Raw genomic sequence first — 2,546 nt, forward strand, 5'->3', positions numbered from 1 at the left:
CCCGGATGGTCACTTCAAACTCCCCCACTTGTGGTCGGCTAAATTCCCCCAGGCAGGACGAGCTGATTATGAGTCGGCTTTCTCTGAGACAGCAAGCCTGGTGGCCGCTTCCTTGAGGCGATAGCTTTTCCCTTCGAACTCGAGGAGTTTGGAGCGGTGCATCATACGGTCGAGGATGGTGGTGGCCATGGTGTTGTCGCCGAGGTATCGCCCCCAGTCCTGCACGACGCGGTTGGACGTGACGATGATGCTTCGACGCAATTTGTAGCGTTGGTGGACCAGCGTCTGCAGCAGTTCGGCGGCGGCATCCGGGATGCGTTTTGCCAGGAACAAGTCGTCGAGCACGACCAGTTCCGGTTCGAGCAGCATCTTGAGCAGGCGGTCCTGATCGGTTCGCGTGTCTACGGCGTAGCCGGCGAACACCGTGTCGGACTCGACGTAACGCACTTTTATACCCTGCAGGATGGCGTTGTAGGCGATGGCCTTGGCGATGTGGCTTTTGCCGGTGCCGGGCTTGCCAATGAGCAGCGCGTTGTCGGCGTCGGCTACGAACTTCAAGGTATGCAACTCGAAGCAGGCTTGGCGCGGCAGCTTCGGGTTGAAGGCCCAATCGAACTCGGCCAAGGTGCGGCGCTCGTCCAGGCCCGACTGCTGGTAGCGCCGCTCGAGTAGCCGGGAGCGGCGACGATCCAGTTCGTCCTGCAGGATCATGGAGAAGGTTTCGAGGAAGGGTTGTTGGCTGGCCTGGGCTTGCAGCACGCGGGTCTCCAGTGTGGCGGCGATGCCTGACAGGCGCAGGTCACGCAAGGCACGGTCGATTTCTGCGAGACTCATGGTCATGAGTGATCTCCTTGGTTTGCGGCGCTTTGTCTGGCGCCGAGCGTGAACAGGTCGGCATAGTCGTCGCCGTCCCGGATCAGGGGGTGTTCCTGGGTCAGGGGCAGTTCGCCCTGGATCGGTGTATCAAGAGCGGCCAGCGCCTGCTCAAGCAGGCGCTCCGTCAAGGCCTTGACCCGGCGATAGCTGGGCACGCCTTCTCGCAAGGCGGTTTCGCAAGCCTCTTCGATCAACCGGCGTGGATACCGCCGGACCAGGCCGACGATGCCCCACAGCTTGCGCTGACCTACACGGCCTTCGGTGTCGAACAGGAGTTGGCACAGGCGCTCGGCAGATGGCCCAATAGCTTTGGCCTGCACCAGGATGCGACGTGTCTCGCGTGAGGGATTAAACAGGCGTTCGTCCTGCGGCAGCACCACCGTGCCAGGCCTGTCCGCCAGATCATGGCTGCGCAGCAAGACTTGGGTATTCAGGTCCCGGATCTCCAGACGATGCGCGTATTTGCGCACCAGCACCCGGCTGCCGATGGCCGCCGGCCGGGCGGCATAGCTGCTGTGGTCGACTCGAACACAGGTGTCGTCGTAGACGGTGTAGACGCGGTCGGTGAAGTACTCGAAGTTTCTTGCCGGTAGCGCCCTCAGGTGAGGACGCTCTTCTTCGAACATCGCCTGAACCTGGCGCCGTGTGCTGCCATGGACCCGCTTGGAGGCCCATTTCTCCTCCCATTGCTCAAGGAAGGCATTCTGCGCCTCGATCGACTCGAAGCGCCGCCCTTTCAGAGCAGTAGCCTGCGTATGCTGGATCGCATTCTCGACTGTGCCTTTGCGGTCAGGGTCGCGTACCCGTGCCGGATCGGCTACCACCCCATAATGGGCCAGCATGGCCGCATACACCGGGTTGAGCTCGGGTTCATACAGATCAGGCTTGAGGACACCTTCCTTTAAATTGTCCAGCACCACGTACTGGGTCGAGCCACCGAAGTAGCGCCAAGCTTGCTCGTGCAGTTCCGCCCAGACTTGCTGGCTCGACTTCCACACCACGCGCCGGAAGCTATGCCGCGAATGGCGCAGCGTCATCACGAACAACCGCGGCTTGCGGTAGCGGTCTGTGCCAGGCAACCGGGTCGGCGCCCCCTCGCCATAGTCAACCTGCGCCTCCTCGCCGGCCAGGAATTCCAGTCGGTCGAATTGCTTTGGCGCTTGGTGGCGCAAGGACCGAACGAAACGCTTGACGCTTTCGTAGCTGGCGGTGAAGCCGTACTGATCGACGAGATCTTGGTAGATCGCCGTGGCGTTCCGATGCAGTTGCACCTGGGCTCGCACAAACTCCTGGTATGGCGCGCACGCCGACAATTGATGTGCACCAGTTGCCGGTGGTCGGGGTGGGGGAATTTGCGGCTCGGAGCCGGTGGTCACCGTGGGGGAGTTTGCCTGCTGGGCGGCAGCAAATTGCGCTTGATACCCCCGAATCGTCTTGCGATCGACGCCGGTGATCCGGGCGATCTCCCGCTGACCCTTGCCAGCGGCGATTAGCGTAGCGATGGTGGTCTGTATATGTGGCTTCAAGACGTTCACTCCGGCAACCCCTCTGCTTCTTATTCGAGGGGAACAAGGTAACGTCCTGCCTGGCGCTCACATCACTTGCAGCGCCCCTTCAGGTGGGGGAGTTTGAGGTGACCACAGGTGGAGGAGTTTGGCCGACCATCGGGG

2 protein-coding genes are annotated in these 2,546 nt (G+C 61.8%); both read right to left on the bottom strand.

From position 1 onward, the window contains the following. Positions 1–66: 66 nt before the first annotated feature. Positions 67–840: an IS21-like element helper ATPase IstB gene (gene istB / locus AC1Q7H_RS39700; protein WP_492380238.1), complete on the bottom strand. Its 774-nt coding sequence runs from the start codon at positions 838–840 to the stop codon at positions 67–69. Then, a complete protein-coding gene (istA, locus tag AC1Q7H_RS39705) occupies positions 837–2,411 on the bottom strand; it encodes an IS21 family transposase (protein ID WP_492380237.1) in 1,575 nt (524 codons plus the stop codon). Before istA ends, istB begins: the two co-directional genes overlap by 4 nt. Positions 2,412–2,546 lie beyond the last annotated feature (135 nt).

The sequence above is a fragment of the Cupriavidus sp. GW823-FHT06D04 genome (assembly GCF_058795055.1).

What these genes read in the sequence shown, in the direction of transcription:
- istB (WP_492380238.1), bottom strand. Translation starts at nt 840, where the DNA reads ATGACCATGAGTCTCGCAGAAATCGACCGTGCCTTGCGTGACCTGCGC.